The sequence below is a fragment of the Pseudoalteromonas rubra genome (assembly GCF_000238295.3).
GTDB lineage: Bacteria > Pseudomonadota > Gammaproteobacteria > Enterobacterales > Alteromonadaceae > Pseudoalteromonas > Pseudoalteromonas rubra.
On sequence record NZ_AHCD03000044.1, the window covers coordinates 634,318 to 653,497 of the forward strand.

16 protein-coding genes are annotated in these 19,180 nt (G+C 47.2%); 8 read left to right on the top strand and 8 right to left on the bottom strand.

The window, feature by feature from the left end; all coding sequences use genetic code 11:
- Positions 1 to 175 precede the first annotated feature (175 nt).
- Genes PRUB_RS23540 through PRUB_RS23550 form a run of 3 tightly spaced genes read right to left on the bottom strand, consistent with a single transcriptional unit; the run spans position 176 to position 4,479 of the window.
- Positions 176 to 1,288, bottom strand: a complete 1,113-nt coding sequence (locus PRUB_RS23540) for a tryptophan 7-halogenase (RefSeq protein ID WP_010380245.1) — start codon at positions 1,286 to 1,288, stop codon at positions 176 to 178.
- A gap of 9 nt (positions 1,289 to 1,297) precedes the next feature.
- Positions 1,298 to 3,466 carry a LodA/GoxA family CTQ-dependent oxidase gene (locus PRUB_RS23545; protein WP_010380247.1) on the bottom strand — a complete coding sequence of 723 codons (2,169 nt, stop codon included), beginning with the start codon at positions 3,464 to 3,466 and terminating at the stop codon, positions 1,298 to 1,300.
- An 11-nt stretch (positions 3,467 to 3,477) separates the two neighbouring features.
- Positions 3,478 to 4,479 carry a ferritin-like domain-containing protein gene (locus PRUB_RS23550; RefSeq protein WP_010380249.1) on the bottom strand — a complete coding sequence of 334 codons (1,002 nt, stop codon included), beginning with the start codon at positions 4,477 to 4,479 and terminating at the stop codon, positions 3,478 to 3,480.
- A 668-nt stretch (positions 4,480 to 5,147) separates the two neighbouring features.
- On the opposite strand from PRUB_RS23550, the gene PRUB_RS23555 reads away from it, so the two are divergent.
- Positions 5,148 to 6,065, top strand: coding sequence for an esterase/lipase family protein (locus tag PRUB_RS23555; RefSeq protein WP_010380250.1), 918 nt, complete (start codon positions 5,148 to 5,150; stop codon positions 6,063 to 6,065).
- Complete coding sequence (locus PRUB_RS23560; protein ID WP_081694276.1) at positions 6,062 to 6,919, top strand: lipase secretion chaperone; 858 nt, start codon at positions 6,062 to 6,064, stop codon at positions 6,917 to 6,919. Before PRUB_RS23555 ends, PRUB_RS23560 begins: the two co-directional genes overlap by 4 nt.
- A 23-nt stretch (positions 6,920 to 6,942) precedes the next feature.
- On the opposite strand, the gene PRUB_RS23565 is transcribed toward PRUB_RS23560, so the two are convergent.
- On the bottom strand, positions 6,943 to 7,329 hold the full coding sequence (locus tag PRUB_RS23565) for a thiol-disulfide oxidoreductase DCC family protein (RefSeq protein WP_010380254.1): 387 nt from the start codon (positions 7,327 to 7,329) through the stop codon (positions 6,943 to 6,945).
- Positions 7,330 to 7,921: 592 nt separating this feature from the next.
- Here PRUB_RS23565 and PRUB_RS23570 point away from each other — a divergent pair.
- Both PRUB_RS23570 and PRUB_RS23575 read left to right on the top strand, forming a co-directional pair.
- Positions 7,922 to 9,550, top strand: coding sequence for a methyl-accepting chemotaxis protein (locus PRUB_RS23570; protein ID WP_010380257.1), 1,629 nt, complete (start codon positions 7,922 to 7,924; stop codon positions 9,548 to 9,550).
- Positions 9,551 to 9,865: 315 nt separating this feature from the next.
- Entirely contained in the window at positions 9,866 to 11,050 is a 1,185-nt protein-coding gene (locus tag PRUB_RS23575; RefSeq protein ID WP_010380259.1) for a GTP-binding protein, read from the top strand.
- An 86-nt stretch (positions 11,051 to 11,136) separates the two neighbouring features.
- Here PRUB_RS23575 and katG read toward each other — a convergent pair whose 3' ends face one another.
- The gene (katG, locus tag PRUB_RS23580; RefSeq protein ID WP_010380261.1) at positions 11,137 to 13,455 is read right to left on the bottom strand and encodes a catalase/peroxidase HPI; all 2,319 of its coding nucleotides are present in this window, start codon (positions 13,453 to 13,455) and stop codon (positions 11,137 to 11,139) included.
- A 478-nt stretch (positions 13,456 to 13,933) separates the two neighbouring features.
- On the opposite strand from katG, the gene PRUB_RS23585 reads away from it, so the two are divergent.
- The 3 genes from PRUB_RS23585 (at position 13,934) to yidD (ending at position 15,096) form a co-directional block, all read left to right on the top strand.
- Complete coding sequence (locus PRUB_RS23585; protein WP_010380263.1) at positions 13,934 to 14,386, top strand: nuclear transport factor 2 family protein; 453 nt, start codon at positions 13,934 to 13,936, stop codon at positions 14,384 to 14,386.
- 18 nt (positions 14,387 to 14,404) lie between these two features.
- Positions 14,405 to 14,638: a hypothetical protein gene (locus tag PRUB_RS23590; RefSeq protein ID WP_010380265.1), complete on the top strand. Its 234-nt coding sequence runs from the start codon at positions 14,405 to 14,407 to the stop codon at positions 14,636 to 14,638.
- 101 nt (positions 14,639 to 14,739) lie between these two features.
- Positions 14,740 to 15,096: a membrane protein insertion efficiency factor YidD gene (gene yidD / locus PRUB_RS26825; RefSeq protein ID WP_010380267.1), complete on the top strand. Its 357-nt coding sequence runs from the start codon at positions 14,740 to 14,742 to the stop codon at positions 15,094 to 15,096.
- Between the two features lie 17 nt (positions 15,097 to 15,113).
- On the opposite strand, the gene PRUB_RS23600 is transcribed toward yidD, so the two are convergent.
- Genes PRUB_RS23600 through PRUB_RS23610 form a run of 3 tightly spaced genes read right to left on the bottom strand, consistent with a single transcriptional unit; the run spans position 15,114 to position 18,284 of the window.
- Positions 15,114 to 16,628 (bottom strand): polyamine aminopropyltransferase, encoded by a 1,515-nt coding sequence (locus PRUB_RS23600; RefSeq protein ID WP_010380269.1) that lies wholly within the window; start codon positions 16,626 to 16,628, stop codon positions 15,114 to 15,116.
- On the bottom strand, positions 16,629 to 17,447 hold the full coding sequence (locus tag PRUB_RS23605; protein WP_010380272.1) for a hypothetical protein: 819 nt from the start codon (positions 17,445 to 17,447) through the stop codon (positions 16,629 to 16,631).
- Between the two features lie 12 nt (positions 17,448 to 17,459).
- Complete coding sequence (locus tag PRUB_RS23610; protein WP_010380274.1) at positions 17,460 to 18,284, bottom strand: DUF350 domain-containing protein; 825 nt, start codon at positions 18,282 to 18,284, stop codon at positions 17,460 to 17,462.
- Positions 18,285 to 18,521: 237 nt separating this feature from the next.
- On the opposite strand from PRUB_RS23610, the gene PRUB_RS23615 reads away from it, so the two are divergent.
- Entirely contained in the window at positions 18,522 to 19,160 is a 639-nt protein-coding gene (locus tag PRUB_RS23615; RefSeq protein WP_010380275.1) for a DUF6058 family natural product biosynthesis protein, read from the top strand.
- The last annotated feature ends 20 nt before the right edge of the window (positions 19,161 to 19,180 follow it).

The following is a 19,180-nucleotide window of genomic DNA, read 5'->3' on the forward strand; positions in this document are numbered from 1 at the left end:
TAGAACAACTAAATAGCAAAATTTTTGCCTTGTTATCGACCCTATTTTCTCGCCTCAAAATAGATCACTTAATTAAGCAAATTGGTATTACTGCCGGATTAGCTAAATTTTAAAACTAAAATGCCCGACTTGGCGGGCATGTTTGTTGATTATTGAGTGGTAACTTGTATTACCGTCAGCTTGCCCGGCGTTGCTGCCAGAATGCGGCCTCATGCCAGCGCTGTTCTTGTTGGTAGAAGTATTCTCTTTGGCTGAGGTAATTAATAAACTCATTGCCTATGTATTGTCGATACTCAGCCAGTGTAGTTGGCTTATTATCCAGCCAGTCTGCGATGGCGTGTGCGGCTTTAAGCCCGGTTGCCAGCGCTTTATAAACCCCCTGAGAGCTGATAGGGTCATAGCAGGATGCGGCATCGCCAACCGCCAGCCAGCCATTGCCTGCCGGCGGATTCAGCAAACTGGAGGGGGTTTTCCAGTAGTGTAAATGTGCAGGCGGGGCGAGGCTGTGCACGCGCTCTGCAACATGTGCGCTTTGATTTAACAGGGCGAACCAGTTTCTTGGGTCTTTCAGCCCATGTTCTTTGGCGATATGGGCATCGGTTGTCAAACTGACCACCAGCTGGTTGTTCGGAATAGAGGCGCAATACCACCAGCCAAGGTCGATGGCCTCAAGCAAAGTCAGCTTGAGTGTATTTAAGTCAGTGTCTTTGCAATCAAAATAAGCGGCAATGCTTAGCATCGTATCCTGCATTTTGGGTTGGGCGCCAAATCTGCGGGCAACAATGGCAGACTGACCTGTGGCATCCACCACAAAGCGACATCGCACAGGCGGCTGGTCGTCAAAAGATAGCTGCAATGGATAGGGCGTGTTGTGCTCAACAGAGACAGACGCAAAGCGCGTTTCACAGGCAAGGTGACCACCTCTTTGTTTAAACTGATCTGCCATAAACCGGTCAAAGCGACGTCTGTCGAGATGCCAGCCTGCGCCATAGGGGTTGAACAGGTTATCATTAAACCCCAGTTGTGCGCTGCCCCAGCTGGAGAAACTGCCCAGGCAAGGCTCATGGTCTTGCTGTTCAAAGGCATTAGCAATGTTCAGGCGTTGAAATAATTTTCGGGTGTCAGGCGGAATACTCTCGCCAATTTTGGGTTTGCTGTAACTACCAGCTTCGGCAAGGAAAACCCTGCCGACGCCGATATTTTGTAGCGCGATCCCTGTCGCTGTCCCTGCCGGACCACCACCCACAATGGCCACGTCAAATTTCCTGCTGTCATCAATCGCGCTCATTATATTTCCTTATTTCTTTTTCGTTGCTGTGCCATTACCACCTATCATTGGCCAGGGGGTTGGATCGGCTAACTCAGGTTCACAGCCCTTTAATCTGCTTTCTACTTCAAGGTAAACATGGTCAGCGTACTGCTTGCCATCATCAATCACCGTGCCCTGAACTATTACGCCAATGTCGTCCCACTTGGTCAGCATTTCCCGGTATTCCCAGAAGCGCCCTGCATTGGCTAAATCATGTTTATCCTCTGGAGAGTTTTCCTGCGGATAAGTGCCGGAGCCTCGCACCGAGTAACGCTGTGCCGGTAGTTCTTTGCTATTGATATCATAGTCTTCCGCTACATAAACTGTAACCGGGCGCTGCGCCGGCCATGACCAGTAGAGCGTTTCAGAATTGAGGTCATTCGGCGAAGTCTGGTGAATAGCACAGGAGTTATAATCTGCATGCCAGGGCAGGGCCATAAACTTAGTGGCATCACCTGGCTCTAAACCCAAATGCTCGACGTCTTCATGTTGTGGGATCCAGCCCAAGCCCAAAAATGGCTTTTCGGTTTGCGCTGTCGAGTAGTTAAGCGGTTTATGCTTGATCCGAAATGGTCCTGCACCGGTCAGCCAGTCCTGATACATGGCGGGCTCGCGAATGATCCAGGTCATATCTATGCCCGGGCTAAAGCGTCCACCTAAGCAGTTTTGCAGAGTCGCCCGATCCAGGTATTCGCCCTCATTGAGCTTTTGCGCGCTGGTGTGCACATAGTTATGATTCGACCAGCAGTGCAGGAACTGATACTGAGTAACTGTGGGGGTTAAAAACGGTTTACCACCTGCAGCACTGGAATCACCTAACGCCAGCGGCATCAGTGGTGCGCCTTCGTCAATCGACTGCGAGCGCCAGGTTGCCTCAGTGCCCGGGTTAGGCTGACGAATATAGGCTAAGCCAGCTAAAATGGTGCGGTCCGGATCATCCTCTGCAACGATCGCGTCTACCGATTTGTGAGCCTGGATGGCAATTTCAGGTAAGTAGGCGTTCCACAGTTGCTGCCCGGTCGCTTTAAAGATCGGTTTAATGTGGTCATCAAATGCCGGTTTATAATCCGGATTAAATTTACCATCGCGATATAACTCAGGTTGTAAATTCAGCTTTCTGACAAAGGTATCGTAGGCTTCATCAAACAGAGAAACCACATTCAGCGTTTGTGGCGCGTAACTGGGGTCGGTCACAACCGCCCAGCCGCCAAATACTTCCTCGATGCTGCCATCGTCAAATTCAACCACAGCCGTCACCGGGCCGTCTGACGTATCGTCAAACCACTGGTCGTTGTTGACAGGTCCTTCAATCGGCACTGGCTTGTCTTTGCTATCGAGTCTCCAGCCAACAGCCTTACCATAACCACCGGCAACAATTAGACGTCCTTGTGCATCTGTGTGTAGCTCACCCAGGCTGGTGATCCCATAAGGTGTGCGTGCTTTATGGATGTCGCTGCGATCTACCACGTCCTTAATCTTGAACTCAGCACTTGTCACTTGTTCGTTTTTCTCTGGGATATCCAGGTAGTCAAAGTGCATATACGGGAAGGATTTAGGGTAATCCGCGACTTCAACTTTGTTACCGTCTTTCAGGTAAGCCGCTACTTCGCTGTTATCAAACTCAGCCTCGGGCGTCTCCCGGTCAACCACGCGTGGGCCTGCGTCTATGACCAGTCTGGATAACCGGCTTTCATTGTAAGGGTCCAGGCCCTCAGACAGGTTACGTAACACCGGGAACTTACCATTTTCGTAGGCAACGACACCGTGGTCGTCGTCGTTTACGAACCAGGCCGATTTCTTATTGGCCAGATGCACACACCATTTGATGTTAGTCACGGTTTTGCCCTGAAAGCTGGCGCCCACAGTCAGCTCCTGGCTATGGCCTTGTTCAGGGTAGCTCGGCTGATCAACGTCAGTGTAAGCAAACACACGAAAGCGTGCTGCCTGGCGTTTAAAAGCACCTTGCTCATCGCGCAATTGAGAGCTGGTGATCACTTCACCTGTAGCTGGATCGAGCGGCAATCCCCCCGTGGTTTTCTGTGGTTTGCCTGGCTGAGGTAGTGCAGCGATGCTCTCAGGCGCCAGGTAATATTCTTCACTGTTACCAACGCGTGCAATGCCAATAGCAGGATGAATTTTGAATAGTGTTTTAGACATGATGGCATTCCTTATTGATCATTTGGCATTGAAAACAAAGGCAACACGCCATTTTGCCAGCAGGCTGAGATTGCTGCGCCATTTTTGTACATCACTACCGCAAAGTCATCCGGAGTGTTCCCTGTCGTAAAGGTCTCATTCATGATTTCCAGAAATTCGCTAAAGTGTTGCAACTGAATTTGTTGCAGGCTCTTTTGTCGTTCACCGTAAGGCACAATCGCGTGGGTTTCTGGCAAAGGCTGTTTTAACAGGTAAGTGAATTTTTCGTAGTGATCCCAGGTAGGCTGAATATCATCCGCACGATTTTGATATTCTGGCGGAATATACTGTGCTGTTTTTTCATACCCTTCTCCCTGATCGGTGATTAAATCAATGAGGTTGTAAGCCTGCGTCAAACCATCAGAGCCAGCTTCGGTGATTGTCAGCTGCGTATCAGGGTAAAAGTTTCCAAAGTGGTTTACCTGTTTTGCGTTGGCCTGAAGTAAATCAACACGTGCTTCACAGCCAGCTTTGATTGCAGCGTATAACTCGCCAATGGAGCCATATTCATCTGTGGCACCGGTGCCGCCTTTCTCTTTCCAGGTGGGGAATTCGATAATACACATGGTATTCAGTCTTTCCACGTCAAACGCGCCGATGGCCGTTGAGTGTGGGAAGTAGATGTCTTTCGGGTTAGGATCATCCAGGTCAAAATCCAGATGTGGGATAGTTGTGCCGTACTGAGGGGCGCGGATCTCAAGAGCAGTGCCATAGGCGTTGGCAAGGTTTGCTGCGCTTTGCAGGTGCAACATCTCCTGGTTCACGACCGACTTGATCAAGCGACCAGCTTCAGTGGATTGATCTTTAATGGAATACATAGCAGCCATATAAAATGGAATGGTGTACATCTCAACGTCAACCGCCCACTGTAAGTGGTCATGCAATTGTTTATCGCTCCAGCCACCTACCACTTTTTTTGGCTTTTGTAATGGTTTTGCCATCAAAAAATTCGATGGGTTCTCGAGTTTAATCATTTTAGTTCCTTTATGGGTTAAGCCGCTCGCTTACGGATGTTTATTGCGAAAGGAACTGACGTGCGACCCCACACGGACTACCTGGCTCCGAGAGCGCTAAACCTGTATAGCAAACAGACTTCGACGGTACATATAGAAGAGACAAGGTCAGAACTAAGCGAGCTGACGATAACAGACGGCGTTATCACACTGGGAAGTTCAGGCGCTGCGTTTGTCTCACCAAAAACTAGTTCAAGTAAACGACAAATCAACTAAACCTGACATTACATCGGCATTACAGGTCATGGTATTGCAATCGGTTGTATCAGTGTGGAAGATTTTTTGATTATTAATCAATCTATTACAGAGGCTATAAGCAAACCTCAAAGTCACTTGTGTGGATTTTTATAGGTCCTTAATTTTAACTTAATTGCTCTAATTCTTGCATCTGCAACACAATACGTATTTGGTCATTTCTTTGCATGCGTAGTGCAAATTCAAACCTATTATAAAAAATCATTATTTATCAATTAATAAAGTGAAAATCTTCGCCATCTTTGACAAATTAATGAACCTGCGCCATCTAAGCGTTGGGTACTTTTTAGTGTGTTTTTTAAACAGTGAGGCTTGACCTCTTACCACTATGAACTACTCTTTTGTTGCTAAATTGTAACTTTTGGAGCAGGTAAATGAAAAAAATAACACTCTCACTCTTACTTTGCGTGACGTCACTCTTTGCGCAACTGGCGCACAGTAATGATGAGCTCGAATACCCTGTGGTGCTGGTTCATGGTTTGTTTGGTTTTGATAATTTACTGGGGGTCGATTATTTCTATCGGGTGCCTTCAGTGATCCGCCAGGAAGGCGGGAACGTCTATGTGGCAGAAGTCTCATCAGCACACAACTCAGAACTACGCGGTGAGCAATTGCTGGAGCAGGTTGCGTTGATCAGAGCACTGACAGGCAAAGACAAAGTCAACCTGATAGGCCATAGCCAGGGCGCACAAACTATTCGTTATGTGGCATCGGTTAAGCCCCAATGGGTTGCGTCGGTAACCAGTATAGGTGGGGTTAACTGGGGTAGCCGCTTTGCTGATGTGGTGCGTGGTGGTGTGGATCAGGGATCTTTTTCGGAGCAGTTCTTAGCGTCTCTGGCCAATGGTCTGGCTGGATTGATTGATTTGTTATCAGGCAAGCCAACGGCGCCCAAAGATGCCCTTGAAGCGCTGAGTGCACTGACAACTGAAGGCACCATCGCTTTTAATCAAAAGTATCCTGAAGGCGTGCCAGCTCAGTATTGCGGTCAGGGTGAAACGCTGGCCAGTAACGGCGTGTACTATTTTTCCTGGAGCGGCAGCCGGGCATGGACCAATTTGCTGGACCCGGCTGATAATGCTTTGTTACTGTTCTCTGGTGTGTTTGACGAAGCCAATGACGGCCTGGTTTCCGCTTGCTCAAGTAATCTGGGCAATGTGATTGGCAATGACTTTAAGATGAACCACCTGGATCAGGTCAATCAGACAATTGGTATTCATCATCTGTTCGAAACGGACCCTCTGACTGTGTATCGTCAGCATATTCGCCGCCTGAAGGGGTTAAATCTATGAGGTATTGGCGTCTACTTTCACTCAGTTGTGTTGGACTAAGTGTCTGTCTTTGGACTCTGTTATCCGAACGAGACCCTGAAGTTACCACTGAGATAGTGACTGGCTCCGCACGCGTAGTGACAGAGACGCCACACCAGATTAAAGCGCAGTCTGCCGCTGTGATGCCAGCAGAGCCTGAGCATTGCAGCGCCATTACCCGGGCACATAAGCACCAGCTCGACGACTGGGTTTTGTTATTGCAAAACGAGCAACTGGAACAGCACTGGGCGCAACAGACACATCGCCTACCACCCTGTTTGAGGGATATCGCCCACGATTATATGGCCTATAAACAGGCACTGACTCAGGTAGATACTAATCTGACTATGCACGAGCGTTTTGAAGCACTGCAAACGCTTCAGGGACTGTACTTTTCCGCTGAAGTGATAGCCGCTTGGTTTGAAAGCGAGAACCGTTGGCATGCTCAGACCTTAGCACGCTGGCAGATTTTATCTGACAAAACCCTGAGCGAGCAGACCCGGACTGAGCTGATTGGCGCGCATATCAGTCAGTTACCACAAACAGAGCGACAAACGATAGAAGCCACCCAAACCCTGATCACGTTAAAACACAGTTGGCACAACATGGATTACAATCAACTCAGTGCCCGGTATGGAGATGCAGCAGCACAGCGTTTAATGCAAGTTCGCCACAATCAATCCAGTTGGACGCAGCGAGTAAGCGAGTATAAACAACGACGGTCTGAGCTTTTAGAAAAAGGCGCGTCTGATGACGCACTGGCATCGCTGACACAAACGTTGTTTACACAAAACGAGAGAAAAAGATTGTCCGTTATTTTGTCACAGGCGCACTAATTTTTGAGGAGACAACATATGCCTTATTTTCGACATACGCCGCTGTCGCACCGAGAGCGGCCGGTGAGCCAATAAGAAATACGGTAGCGGTTTTTTGCAAACACTAAATAGAGTTTGTCTGCGAGTGGCTTTATGATTGGCCATCTTAGTGGCGCGTATAACCATCCCATCCCCACCAGTCGCCAGGCCTGATGTGTGACATCAAGACCAAGTATTAGATTACCGTCTGCATCGAGCGCATGTAAAATCGTATTTGCTTCATTGGCGTCAATGGTTGGATACTGTGCAAAGTCCTCACTGTAGATATCTACTGTTGCGATCCGCTTCGCCGTGTCGCGTTTTGTCAGTGCCGTCATTTCCTTTACGCACAGTGGACAGGTGCCGTCATAAAATATGGTTAGTTCACGCATAATCTGTTCCCATTGCTTTTAACACGATACGCTTTGCTCTCAGGTTCAGATCAGTATTGGCCAAAAGCAATCTGATTTGCATATTATCTCATTGAATAGAAAAGTCGTCAGTGCCGAAGGTCTAAAATATAGTTCAAGTTCGGGCTGCAATGGCAGCACAACATCATTCAGCACAGGAGTCATTGGTCAACTCGGTTTTGTAATGATTCAATACGTATTTAATCAGTGTGTTTTATGCTTGTTAATGAGGGTTTTTTTTTTGATCTCTATTTGTTTTTTATTTATAAAAACAGCAGTTTAATACTGAATTCTTAATAAATATTCCATTCCCCCGCATTTGCCAATCCATTATAATGGTTGATTAAATATTGAGTTGTGGCGTGTGGAATTTATACGCCTCTCGCAGCTGGTACTGCGCGCGTTTTATAATTCATACTGCTGCATAGGTATGCTGATTTCAAACATAAATGCCTCTGTGCTAACTCAATATACAGTATTTTATGATAACCGCTAGAGTGCTACCTGAGGGGCGAGCTCTGGCGGTTTTTTGTTCACTTTAGTCATTATCTAATTAGGGACCTATATAAAGAGCATGGCAATAAAAGACTTATCAATTACCAAACAAATTGGCCTGAGTTTTTCATCTGTATTTTTAGTTTTTTTCGCAGTGAGTTTACTGACCTATAACGGACTGAGTGGCGTCCGCGATGATCTGGGCTTTATTGTGCAAACAAGTATTCCCTCTGTTGAGATAGTGAAGGATATTAAAATAGACTTGACCACCATACGTAAAGACGAGTTTGGTGCGACCATGAACCCGGAACATCCACAAATGGCCGAGTGGTTGTCTATTTTGAATGATTTACGAAGCGGCGTTGATCGTAAAATACATCTGTACAGCCAGTTGGACGTTTCAGATATAGAACAGCGCCAGTTTGAGGCCTTTGCCCGGGCATGGCGACAGTATGCAGCCGCAACCTCTGATTTCAATTCTCTGGTGCGTAATGCCAAAGTAGCTCAGGCGAATGACATTGTGCTCAACAGCTATCCTACCTTTTCCAGAGCAATGGATGAGCTTAGTGCACTGGAAAAAATAAACAGTGACAATGTGGGCAGCGCTGAAAATTCAGCGGTCAGGGCCGTTAGCATAGTGATTAAGGCCATTATTATGAGCACCTTAGTGTCAGCCTTAATGATTGCATTGATCTGTATTGTGCTCAGTGGCGCTGTCAGACGGCCGCTGGAAAAAGCCATGAACCTGGCCGGAAATATCGCCAACGGCGATCTAAGTACCCGTATTGAAACCGATTCTGTGGGTCAAAATGAGCTTGGCTCCTTACTCGTCTCACTGGAGAAAATGCGTCAGCAGCTAAACGGCCTTGTTGTGAAAATAAATGACAGCGCTATCTTGCTCTCTTCTGCTGTTGAAGAGGTTAATATGATCTCGGCACAAAATGCCAAAGGCATGGAGAATCAACAAAATGAGCTGCAGTCCGTTGCTTCGGCAATGACCGAAATGCAGGCAGCAGTGACTGAGGTCGCACAGAGCACAGAAATGGGGGCAGAATCCGCTAATCAGGCACACATGAAATCCCGCGAGGGGAGTGTGGCACTGAAAAGCAGCATTTCACATATTTCTGCGGTGGCGGATACTGTCACGCATGCGGGAGATCTGGCCGTCAATCTTGAAAAGAACTCTAAAAATATCAATGTGGTTGTGGACGTGATCCGCGAGATTGCGGAGCAAACTAATTTACTGGCGTTAAACGCAGCCATTGAAGCGGCACGTGCAGGCACGCAAGGGCGAGGCTTTGCCGTGGTAGCTGATGAAGTGCGTTCACTGGCACGTCGGACACAAGATTCAACTACCCAAATTGTCGAAATTGTCAGTGATTTGCAACAGAAATCCAAAGAGACTGGCGAAGCAACCCGGACCTGTCAGACGGGGATTGACGTGTGTGTTGAGCAAACTGACACGGTCAGTAAAACCATTGGTCAGATTGAGCAGGAAATTGACAGCATTGCCGCCATGAGTACTCAAATTGCGGCAGCGTGTAACGAGCAGTCAGTGGTGTCCGAAGAGCTCAACCGAAATATCGAGAACATTAATGTGGCAGGTGTGGAAATGACCGAAGGCGCAAATCAAATTTCTCATGCCTGTCATGAAATCAGTGAACTGGCGCACGACCTCAAGTCTTGTGTTGAGCAGTTTAAGTTATAATTATTACTTCCATCAGCCGGGTAATTCATTGCAGGAGTTTCCCGGCAATAAATCAGGCAAGGTAATGATCCGTAAAATAGCCAGTATTGATTGTAAAAGGTCTAAATACTTGCTCTTGAAGAGGGGTCAGCCAAATTGATAATACCTCCTTCACCTTTCTGGCTGAAATTCCAGCATAGTCGAAAAACACAATAGCAAACAGTCTAAAACTGCGGCTTCAGTATCACAGGTGTAATACTGTGTCATTGATATTTAAGCAGACCCTTTATCATAATGAAGGTCAGTTAAATATCACCTGAGTCAGGAAGTTATAGTATGGCAAGCAACGATGAATTTATGAAACAAGCTATTTTTATCGATACGATCGGTGCCAGAGGGCATGGTAAAACGACCTTAACCGCAGCTATCACGCAGGTTCTGGCAAAAGATCATATGGCGGTAGCACAAGACTTTGCCGCATTAAACAATGCGCCACAACACAAAGCGCGATCTGGCGTGACCTTTTACCGCTCAGAAGCGGTGTATGAATCCTCGGCCCGAGTGTGCATTCAATATGATTGTCCCAACTATATGGACCACGCTAAAGGGATCAACAGTGGCGAAACCAGAGTCGATGCCGCGATTCTGGTGGTCAGTCAGGACCCCGATTTTAGCAGAGCATGCGACGAATACCTGATGTTATTGCGAGATTTCGGCGTCAGTCACATCATAATATTTATGAATAAGTGCGATTTGGAGCAGTACGACGAGCTAACGGGGCTTGTCGAGTCACTTGTAAGAGAGCAGCTTAATGGCTATGGGTTTGATGGTGACAATGCACCTGTGATCTATGGTTCGGCATTACAAGCGCTTGAAGGCGTGCCCGTTTGGGAGGATAAAATACGAGACTTAATCAGGACGATGGATGACTATTTTATAGACCCGGTATTATTTAAAGACCAGCCTTTTATGATGCCTGTTGAGGACATATTTACCTTACCGCGTCGTGATACGCAAGCTTATAGCAGAATTGAAACAGGTACTATACGAGTACATGACCCCATTGAGCTGGTTGGTATCAGAGATACACGACAGACAAGTTGCTCAAGCATTGATATTGGGGCACACCCACAAGAAAGGGTGAGTGCGGGGGATAGCGCGGCGATAGGCCTCAAAGGGATCCCACGCTCTGATATTGAAAGAGGGATGGTGCTTTGCGAAGCGGGTACGCTGAAATCATGTCAACGTTTTGAAGCACGGGTTTATTGCTTGACCAGCGAAGAGGGCGGACGCAGAACCCCTTTGCTCAATGATTTTGAAGCTGACTTTAGCCTCCACTACCTTGACGTGGCAGGCACGGCGGACTGGCCTCGGAACATTGAAATGATGATGCCAGGCGATGAGCTACATGTAACTGTCAGACTAAATAAGTCTATGGCGATAAAATTGGGTACAAAGTTCGAAATTCGTCAACAAGGTCAGATTGTTGGTGTAGGGCACGTGACAGATACCTTTGACTGAGTGTGAGCGGGAAAAAGGATGGCCAGTGCGGTGAGTTGCTTGCGTGTCAGTGCCTGTAATGACAGGCACTGACAATTGGGGTGTGATTACAACTGATGGCGCAAATCAAAGCGGTCCAGCTGCATGACTTTGTGCCAGGCTTTAACAAAGTCCTCTGCAAACTTTTGCTGGGCGTTGTCATACGCATAGACTTCGGCCACGGCGCGCAACTCAGAGTTTGAGCCAAAGATTAAATCGACGCTGGTGGCCGTAAAGCGTTGCTCGCCTGTGCTTCGGTCAATGCTCTCGTAGAGGCCCGCCTGACTGGTTTTCTGCCACTGATGAGACATGCTCAACAGGTTGACGAAAAAGTCGTTGCTCAGGGTGCCCACTTTATCGGTAAATACACCGTGTTGAGATCCTGAAGCATTGGCACCGAGTACACGCAGCCCGCCCAGCAGCACCGTCATTTCTGGTACAGTCAGGTTTAACTGATCGGCTTTATCGATCAGCATCTCGGTCGGCGAACGGTAGCTTGCGTTAACATCAAAATAGTTTCTGAAGGCATCCGCTTTTGGTTCAAGCAGTGTGAATGAGCCAACATCAGTTTGCGCCTGAGTCGCGTCGGTACGGCCAGGGGTAAAAGGCACAGAAACGGTGATACCCGCATTCTTGGCTGCCTGCTCAACGGCTGCTGCACCTGCCAGGACAATCACATCAGCCATGGATACTTGCTTACTGCCACCCGCAGCACGGTTGAAGCGAGCCTGAACTGCTTGTAGTTGATTCAAAACTGAGGACAGTTCGTCTGGGTTGTTAACTGGCCAGTCTTTTTGTGGCGCAAGCATAATTCGAGCACCGTTGGCGCCGCCACGCATATCTGAGACACGGAAGCTGGCAGCAGAGGCCCAGGCGGTGCGGATGAGCGCCGGTACGCTGATACCGGTTTTCAGAATATCCAGCTTGATTGCTTTGGCATCAGCTTCATTAATTAACGCGTGGTCGACTGCCGGGACTGGGTCTTGCCAGATCAGTGCTTCGTCGGGTGCTGTATTACCCAGATATCGAGTGCGTGGCCCCATATCGCGGTGTGTCAGCTTGTACCAGGCTTTGGCAAAGGCCAGGCGATATTCTTCCGGGTTCGCTAAAAAGCGTTCGGCAATTTTACGATACTCAGGGTCGTACTTGAGTGCCAGATCTGCGGTCGTCATAACTGGCGAATTGAATTTCCCTTTAACGTGCGCATCCGGCACTGAAGTGTGTAGTGCTTCGTCTGTTGGGATCCATTGAATCGCGCCGCCGGGACTGCGGGATTGCTGCCATTCAAAGTTCAACAGGTTTTGCAGATATAATGTAGTCCAGCGAGTTGGAGCCTGAGTCCAGGCGCCTTCCAGCCCACTGGTGACGGTGTCTTCTGAGTGGCCTTTGCCACATTTGTTTTTCCAGCCTAGCCCTTGCTCTTCAATAGCAGCACCACCAGGTTCTTTGCCAACGCATTTGCTGGCTTTGTGGGCTCCATGCATTTTACCGAAGGTGTGGCCACCAGCGATCAGCGCCACCGTTTCTTCGTCATTCATGGCCATGCGACCAAACGCGACGCGGATGTTTTTCGCTGAGCCTACCGGATCGGGCTTACCTTTGGGACCTTCCGGATTGACGTAGATTAAGCCCATATGAGTGGCACCCAGCGGGCGCTGGAGTTTACCGTCTTTTTCTTCGCGATCACTGGCCAGCATTTCAACCTCCGGACCCCAGTAGACCAAATCAGGCTCCCAGTCATCCGTTCGGCCACCGGCAAACCCATAGGTTTTGAAGCCCATATTCTCAAGACCAACGGTGCCGGCCAGAATCATCAGGTCGCCCCAGGAGATTTGCTCTCCATATTTTTGCTTGAGTGGCCAAAGCAGGCGTTTTGCTTTATCGAGGTTGCCATTGTCAGGCCAACTGTTGAGTGGATCAAAGCGCATTTGTCCGCCATCACCGCCGCCGCGACCATCTAGTGTCCGGTAGGTACCAGAGCTGTGCCACGCCAGGCGAATAAACAAAGGCCCATAATTGCCCCAATCCGCTGGCCACCAGTCTTGTGACGTTGTCAGTAATTCGTTCATATCATGCTTGAGCGCAGCTATATCTAACTGGTTAAATGCCTGAGCATAATCAAAGTTTTCGCCGAGTGGGTTGGAGCGGCTGTCGTGATCACGCAGAGGCGACAGGTCAAGTTGGTCTGGCCACCAGAACTGGTTCGATTTGGCCACGCCTGTGGGTACATGACCACTACCGACGGCGCCTTTTGGTTTACTGATTTCGCTATTAGAGTGGCTGGCTTGCTGAGCATCATTGTTGCTTGCGCAGGCGCTCAGACCCGTGATCGCAACACCCACCAATGCGGCCAGTGCTGACTTTTTAAACATCATCGTTGTTGTCATAAGGGTTACCTTTTTTCTTCAACATACCTGTCGACCAGCCAGATCTACCCGGTCGTCAGTGCATCTACTTAATTCTCTGAGAGTATAATTTTTTGTTTGCAAAATTGTTAATAGGATTTTTCGATGCCTGTATTCGTAAAAATCAATCATGGCTGAGGTAGATGCAGATAGAAGGGGGTAGGACGATTTTAGAGCGAGTTGTGAAAAACGAACGAGCGCAAAGTTGATACTCTTCATCGCAAGCCTGCTTGAGTGCATGTAATTTACTTGATAGGTTTTCTTTAAATCTGCATTGATGTGATTTTTATCTCAATGAGAGATATATGAGCCCATTGAGGCGGTGAGTGTATTAATGCTTAATAATATGCCTTTTAAGATGCAAGCCAGCTTACGTAATAATATAAATATATACCCTGATTAGCCTTTGCTTTTAGCTGAATCAGTGAATCATAAACACAATTTAAAGGAAGTTAAAATAATGAAATTATTCTTTACAGCTATGGCTGCGGCAACACTACTGGTTTCTACATTCAGTCGAGCTGAAGCGGTTACCGGGACTGAGTATCAAGCTGTTGTTGACACCGCATATACCTACTTCAATGGTGCAGCAAAGGGCGATCAGACATTGCTGGCACAAGCGTTTGATTTAGAGTTTGGCCATATCAAAATGATCCGGGTAGACAAAGAAACGCAGCAAGAAACGGTCAGGGTGATTTCACTTAAGGAGTTTGCTGGTTATTTTAAGGAGGCCACAAAGGATAAATGGGAAGCCAATATTTTATCTGTTGATATCGTAGATGATAAAATGGCGATGGTTAAACTGGATTTTCACACCCCGAAAACACACTACATAGACTATTTAGTGATGTATAAACGTCAAAATGCGTGGCGTATTGTGACTAAAACCTTTGTCGCCAAAAGCAAATTGTAGGGCAGTAAGCGTTTTTGAATGACGAATCAGCAAAGAAAACACATTATCCTCAGTGCGATTAAGCGCGCGGAATGTGCAGATATTCATGATGTGCTACGCATTGCCGGAGAAGAAATCGAGTGCCTGGAAGCTGTCCCTTTTGGCTCAAGAAATGAAATCATGCGGATCTGTGAAGATATTGCGGATGGGGTGATAGATGGCAGTGAGTCGATTAAAAGGGTAATGACGTTTTTAAACTCTATACCAGATTAATGCGCTTTTCTCCGCTTCCAGGATGCCGTTGTGCTTCGGAATGACGAGCGCCAGATGAGTTCATCGGAGGCTGCACAGAGTTATACAACATTGGGGGGGCTATGGATTATCTGGCCATATTATTGATACGATTTTATCAACGCTTTCTTTCTCCGTATAAAGGGTTTCGGTGCGCTCATGCCGTTGTGCATCAGGGCACAAGCTGTTCACAGGCTGTATTGGACATTGTAAAAAAGGACGGTGCTTGGCAGGGATACCAGCAGATAAAGTCCCGGATGCATGCTTGTGAACAGGCGTATATCACCCTCCAACAGTCAGATAACCAAGACAAACGGAAAAACAAAGAGAGTCGTTGCGATTGCGGCGACCCATGCGTAGGCTGTGATATCGCCAGTTGCGGCGGGAAGGGAAAAAGCTGCGATGTGTCAGACTTGTCTTGCAATTGCTGGCCTTTCTAAGCGATCGTAAGCGCGACTCAGTTCCAGTATTTCCAGCCGTCCAGGTAGTAGTAGAGCACATGCGGCTGATCCAGGCTGCTGACTTTGCTGTTGGTGTTATGCATATCAGCCGGAAAAGTCATTAGCAGGGGCTCAATGTTTGGATCATAAAAACGTGTGGCAGGTAAAGCTTGATGCTGTATGGGGCACTTCGCTTTACATGCCATCACAAAGCCCCAGTTGCCAAATGAAGGGATGTCAGCGTGATAGGGTGTAACTGAGTGAAAGCCCGCTGCTGCTGCCGTGTTGTGAATAGACCAGAACGCTTCCTTGGCAAAGTAGGGGCTGGTCGCCTGAGTAACCATGATCCCCTGCGTATTCAGTCTGTGTTTTACCAGGGTATAAAACTGTTTGCTATAGAGTCTTGAAAGGCTGATAGTTTTTGGATCAGGTAAATCCACCACAATCAGGTCGTACTTATGGCGGGTGTCTGTCAGATAAACAAAGGCATCCTGATTGAGTACCCGGACTTTAGGGTTCAGTAAAGCATCCTGATTGAGCTTTTTTAGGTGGACATTGCTGCGCGCCAATTCAGCGACGGCCGGATCCAGGTCAACCAGAGTAATGGCTTCTATATGTGGATATTTGAGTAACTCCCTGGCTGCCAGACCGTCTCCCCCGCCTAAGATCAAGACTTGTCGCGTATCCGTTTGCCGCTGCAATGGCAGGTGTATGAGAGATTCATGATAGCGGTACTCATCAATGGCAGAAAACTGTAACCCGCCGTTTAAATACAGCCGTAAGTCGTCTTTATTTTTGGTCATGATCAACTGCTGATAGTGTGATTGCTCGCTATGAACAATACGGTCTTCAAAAACCGTCTCGTTCCAGTGGTGGTTAAGCGCTTTACTGAATAGCATGAGTCCCGCAAGTGTTGATAACACCAGGACCAGAAAGAGCCTTAACAGATGAGCCTGTGTCTTTGGAAACTGATCGTAAAAATACCACAGCAAGGACAAAGCGATAGATAGGTTAATCAGACCAAACAGCAATGAAGTTTTAAACACACCAAGCCAGGGCAAAAGCGCTAATGGAAATACCAAAGTGGCAATGAGCGCGCCCAGATAATCAATAGACAGCACATTGGCAAGGTTGACCTTCAATGTGTAGTGCTTTTCCATTAACCGCGATAGTAGCGGGATCTCAAGACCAACAAAAACACCAATCAGGGCAGTCAGCACAATCGACATACTCTGAAAATGCCAGCCCTGAGCGTAGCAAAAATACAGCAGCGGGACTGAGCTGCCACCAATCAGCGCGAGCATCAGCTCGTAAACGATAAACTGTGCCAGTAATGTGTTGTCATTTACCCATTTAGACAGATATGAGCCCACGCCCATAAAGGCCATATACACGCCAATGGTAATGGAAAACTGCGTGACACTGTCGCCAAGAAAATAAGCACCTGTGGTAGCTATCAGCAGCTCATAGACAATCGAGCACAAGCCTGCAATAAAGATACTAAATAGCAGGATATGACTTTCTCTCAGCACTTATTTACCACCCCGACCACTGCCACCACGGTGATTTGCGCCAGACATACTTTGTTGGCGTATGCTGCGATCAACCGTCATATGTGACTTACCATAGGCATAACTGACGTAATTAATGTCATCGTCATTTTTATACGCCCAGCTGAACAGCAAGGCAAATAGCCCGAGAGAGAAACACCAAGCGTACAAAGGAACACGTGAGGGGCGGGCTTGATCGCCAAATGGATTGTGACCATAGGGCTTTTTGTTATAGGTTGTTTTGCCAGACAGCGGCTTATCTACTTCATAGCGGTTGCCCAGCACTGCAAAGCACAAGAAAGCCACAATGAGTGCGACATATAAGAGCGGTTTTAGTACACTGGCATCTCCCCGCACAGGCACAACACGAAAATAGTAGCGTGTGTTATTCAGCTTTTGATTGTTGCTACTTTGATCAGTCAAATACAGCTGATACTTGCCTTTTTTCGCAAACCGAATTGCAAAGGAGGCTTTAGTTTTACGCTCGGTCCAGTTGCCTTCTGAGTCTCTGCCGGACTCTGACCACAGGTCATCCTGATAACTGAACAGGTAAGTGCCATCAGCCTGATAGACTTCCATATCCATGGCTTTCCAGGAGTTCATTTTCATTGTGCCTTTGAGTTCAAAACGCATCATCTGGCCGTCTTGCGGTACTTCAAAATGATAGGCGATATCTTTGTTTGAGAATTCCGTACTCTTAGCATATGGCACTTTCGCAACAGGCCCTTTTAATATGGTTTGGCCAAAAAGGCACAAAATTACCATCACTAAAGCTAGGAAAAAGGTTTTTATCACACTCATAAACTGTCCTTTTTACAGTGTGTAGAAAATGGTCAGTGCAACTGACACAGCCACGCTACCCTCAATGAGAGAAACCGCAGTGTTGCCTTCTGCGATAGCTTTGTTAACCCTCACGCCAGGCATCAGCACCAAGTCAGTCAGCAAACGTACAACGGGCAGTAATACCAGTGCAATTAATGCGTCGACGAAAAATAAAGTAATGCTCTGTGACCAGCTTTCTAACCCTCCGCGCAGTGCGTGGAATAAGATAATACCAGTGGCAATCTTGGTTGCGGCAAAGCTGAAGGCAGCAGCCATATTGTGCTTTTTCAGCTCATGTTGCAGATCAAAATGCGTCAGCGCATCATACAGTTTACTTGCGATAAGCAGGACTAACTGAGCAAGCAGATAAAACACGATGGCGGAGGTGAAATTGCCCTCTCCCATCAGAGCCCCGGCGACAATAAGGCCTGCACTGATGTAACTGGCAAATTGTGCAACGCCAACCCCTAAATTCTGATGCGTGATGATTTGCTCTTTATTGCAAAACCTGGGAAGTAACAACTTGTCGTTGATCACTCGGGTGATTAGCAATAACCCCAGCCCTGTGAATGCGTAGAGGCTCACATTGATGAGGTCGGTAAGCAGGCCTTTGCTCGGTCCCTGAAGAACCGCCACATACATCATGGTGACTGCGATTAAGAAACCACTGATAGATACTGCCAAAGCCTGGTTCTTGTTTTGTTGAATTTCAGTAAAAGTGTCGTACGAGGTGGTGGCGTTATAGAGAAATTTAGCAATAAATATAACCACCAGAAAAAGCCCGAGATAGCTTAACTCCGCCTGAGGAAAGTCCATGTTTGTTTCCGTATTTTATCCATGAAGATTTGGACGGACGATTTTAACACAGAAAAAAAGCAAGTAAATTTCTTAATATTTTACGATTTAATAGAGAACGTTCCTAATTTGTGTGATGATTAGCGTAGGCCATTTTGTCGGGTGCTACAGCAAAGAGGGCAGTTTTATCACCCTTTCTACAGACAGCGAAGAACGATTAATATTCTTTTACAATAATAAAAAAGGAGAGTTGTCTCAATGGAACTACTTCACTATTTAAACGAGCGCTTTATTACCAAAAGTACCTTGCTCGCACAAACCAGGGCTACGCCACAAATATTACAAGCGCTTCAGGAAAAAGGGTTAATGCCGCAGTGCTCATACCGCATTGTACTGAACATACAGTGTGACTCATTTTTTGGTGAGCACAATGAAGACCAGGCGCTTGAATATTATGCAAAAGGTTATACTGCCTGGTTTGGGTGTGTATCTGCACTCAGTGAGGAAAGCGATGCTTATGCGCTGTTTTCACAGCGCTATAAAAATGCACTAGAACAGTTAAAAAACGCCGGTCATGTATTACACAGCCGGCAATTAAATGACGATCTTGATGCGCATATAGAGCAGGAGTGGCAACATTTCCTCTATGGAACTTATGGATTATGCACTCATTCTGGTTTGCCAGAGGATATTGCCGCCAAGGAGTTAGCAATCCTCGAAATTAATCAGCTCATTGAACAAGAAACACTTCAGCCGACTCAATTAAAACAGCTGGAGAGCGCTGTTAACCTGCTGGACTCAGTCAGTGCTTTATTTGCACCTCATGAAAGGCAAAGAAGCTCACGCCACCGTTTAGTGGATGAAGTGCGTCGTCAATATAACTTGTCAGCACAATAGTTGGATACTGAGAAGCGCTC

What these genes read in the sequence shown, in the direction of transcription:
- PRUB_RS23540 (WP_010380245.1), bottom strand. Translation starts at nt 1,288, where the DNA reads ATGAGCGCGATTGATGACAGCAGGAAATTTGACGTGGCCATTGTGGGT.
- PRUB_RS23545 (WP_010380247.1), bottom strand. Translation starts at nt 3,466, where the DNA reads ATGTCTAAAACACTATTCAAAATTCATCCTGCTATTGGCATTGCACGC.
- PRUB_RS23550 (WP_010380249.1), bottom strand. Translation starts at nt 4,479, where the DNA reads ATGATTAAACTCGAGAACCCATCGAATTTTTTGATGGCAAAACCATTA.
- PRUB_RS23555 (WP_010380250.1), top strand. Translation starts at nt 5,148, where the DNA reads ATGAAAAAAATAACACTCTCACTCTTACTTTGCGTGACGTCACTCTTT.
- PRUB_RS23560 (WP_081694276.1), top strand. Translation starts at nt 6,062, where the DNA reads ATGAGGTATTGGCGTCTACTTTCACTCAGTTGTGTTGGACTAAGTGTC.
- PRUB_RS23565 (WP_010380254.1), bottom strand. Translation starts at nt 7,329, where the DNA reads ATGCGTGAACTAACCATATTTTATGACGGCACCTGTCCACTGTGCGTA.
- PRUB_RS23570 (WP_010380257.1), top strand. Translation starts at nt 7,922, where the DNA reads ATGGCAATAAAAGACTTATCAATTACCAAACAAATTGGCCTGAGTTTT.
- PRUB_RS23575 (WP_010380259.1), top strand. Translation starts at nt 9,866, where the DNA reads ATGGCAAGCAACGATGAATTTATGAAACAAGCTATTTTTATCGATACG.
- katG (WP_010380261.1), bottom strand. Translation starts at nt 13,455, where the DNA reads ATGACAACAACGATGATGTTTAAAAAGTCAGCACTGGCCGCATTGGTG.
- PRUB_RS23585 (WP_010380263.1), top strand. Translation starts at nt 13,934, where the DNA reads ATGAAATTATTCTTTACAGCTATGGCTGCGGCAACACTACTGGTTTCT.
- PRUB_RS23590 (WP_010380265.1), top strand. Translation starts at nt 14,405, where the DNA reads ATGACGAATCAGCAAAGAAAACACATTATCCTCAGTGCGATTAAGCGC.
- yidD (WP_010380267.1), top strand. Translation starts at nt 14,740, where the DNA reads ATGGATTATCTGGCCATATTATTGATACGATTTTATCAACGCTTTCTT.
- PRUB_RS23605 (WP_010380272.1), bottom strand. Translation starts at nt 17,447, where the DNA reads ATGAGTGTGATAAAAACCTTTTTCCTAGCTTTAGTGATGGTAATTTTG.
- PRUB_RS23610 (WP_010380274.1), bottom strand. Translation starts at nt 18,284, where the DNA reads ATGGACTTTCCTCAGGCGGAGTTAAGCTATCTCGGGCTTTTTCTGGTG.
- PRUB_RS23615 (WP_010380275.1), top strand. Translation starts at nt 18,522, where the DNA reads ATGGAACTACTTCACTATTTAAACGAGCGCTTTATTACCAAAAGTACC.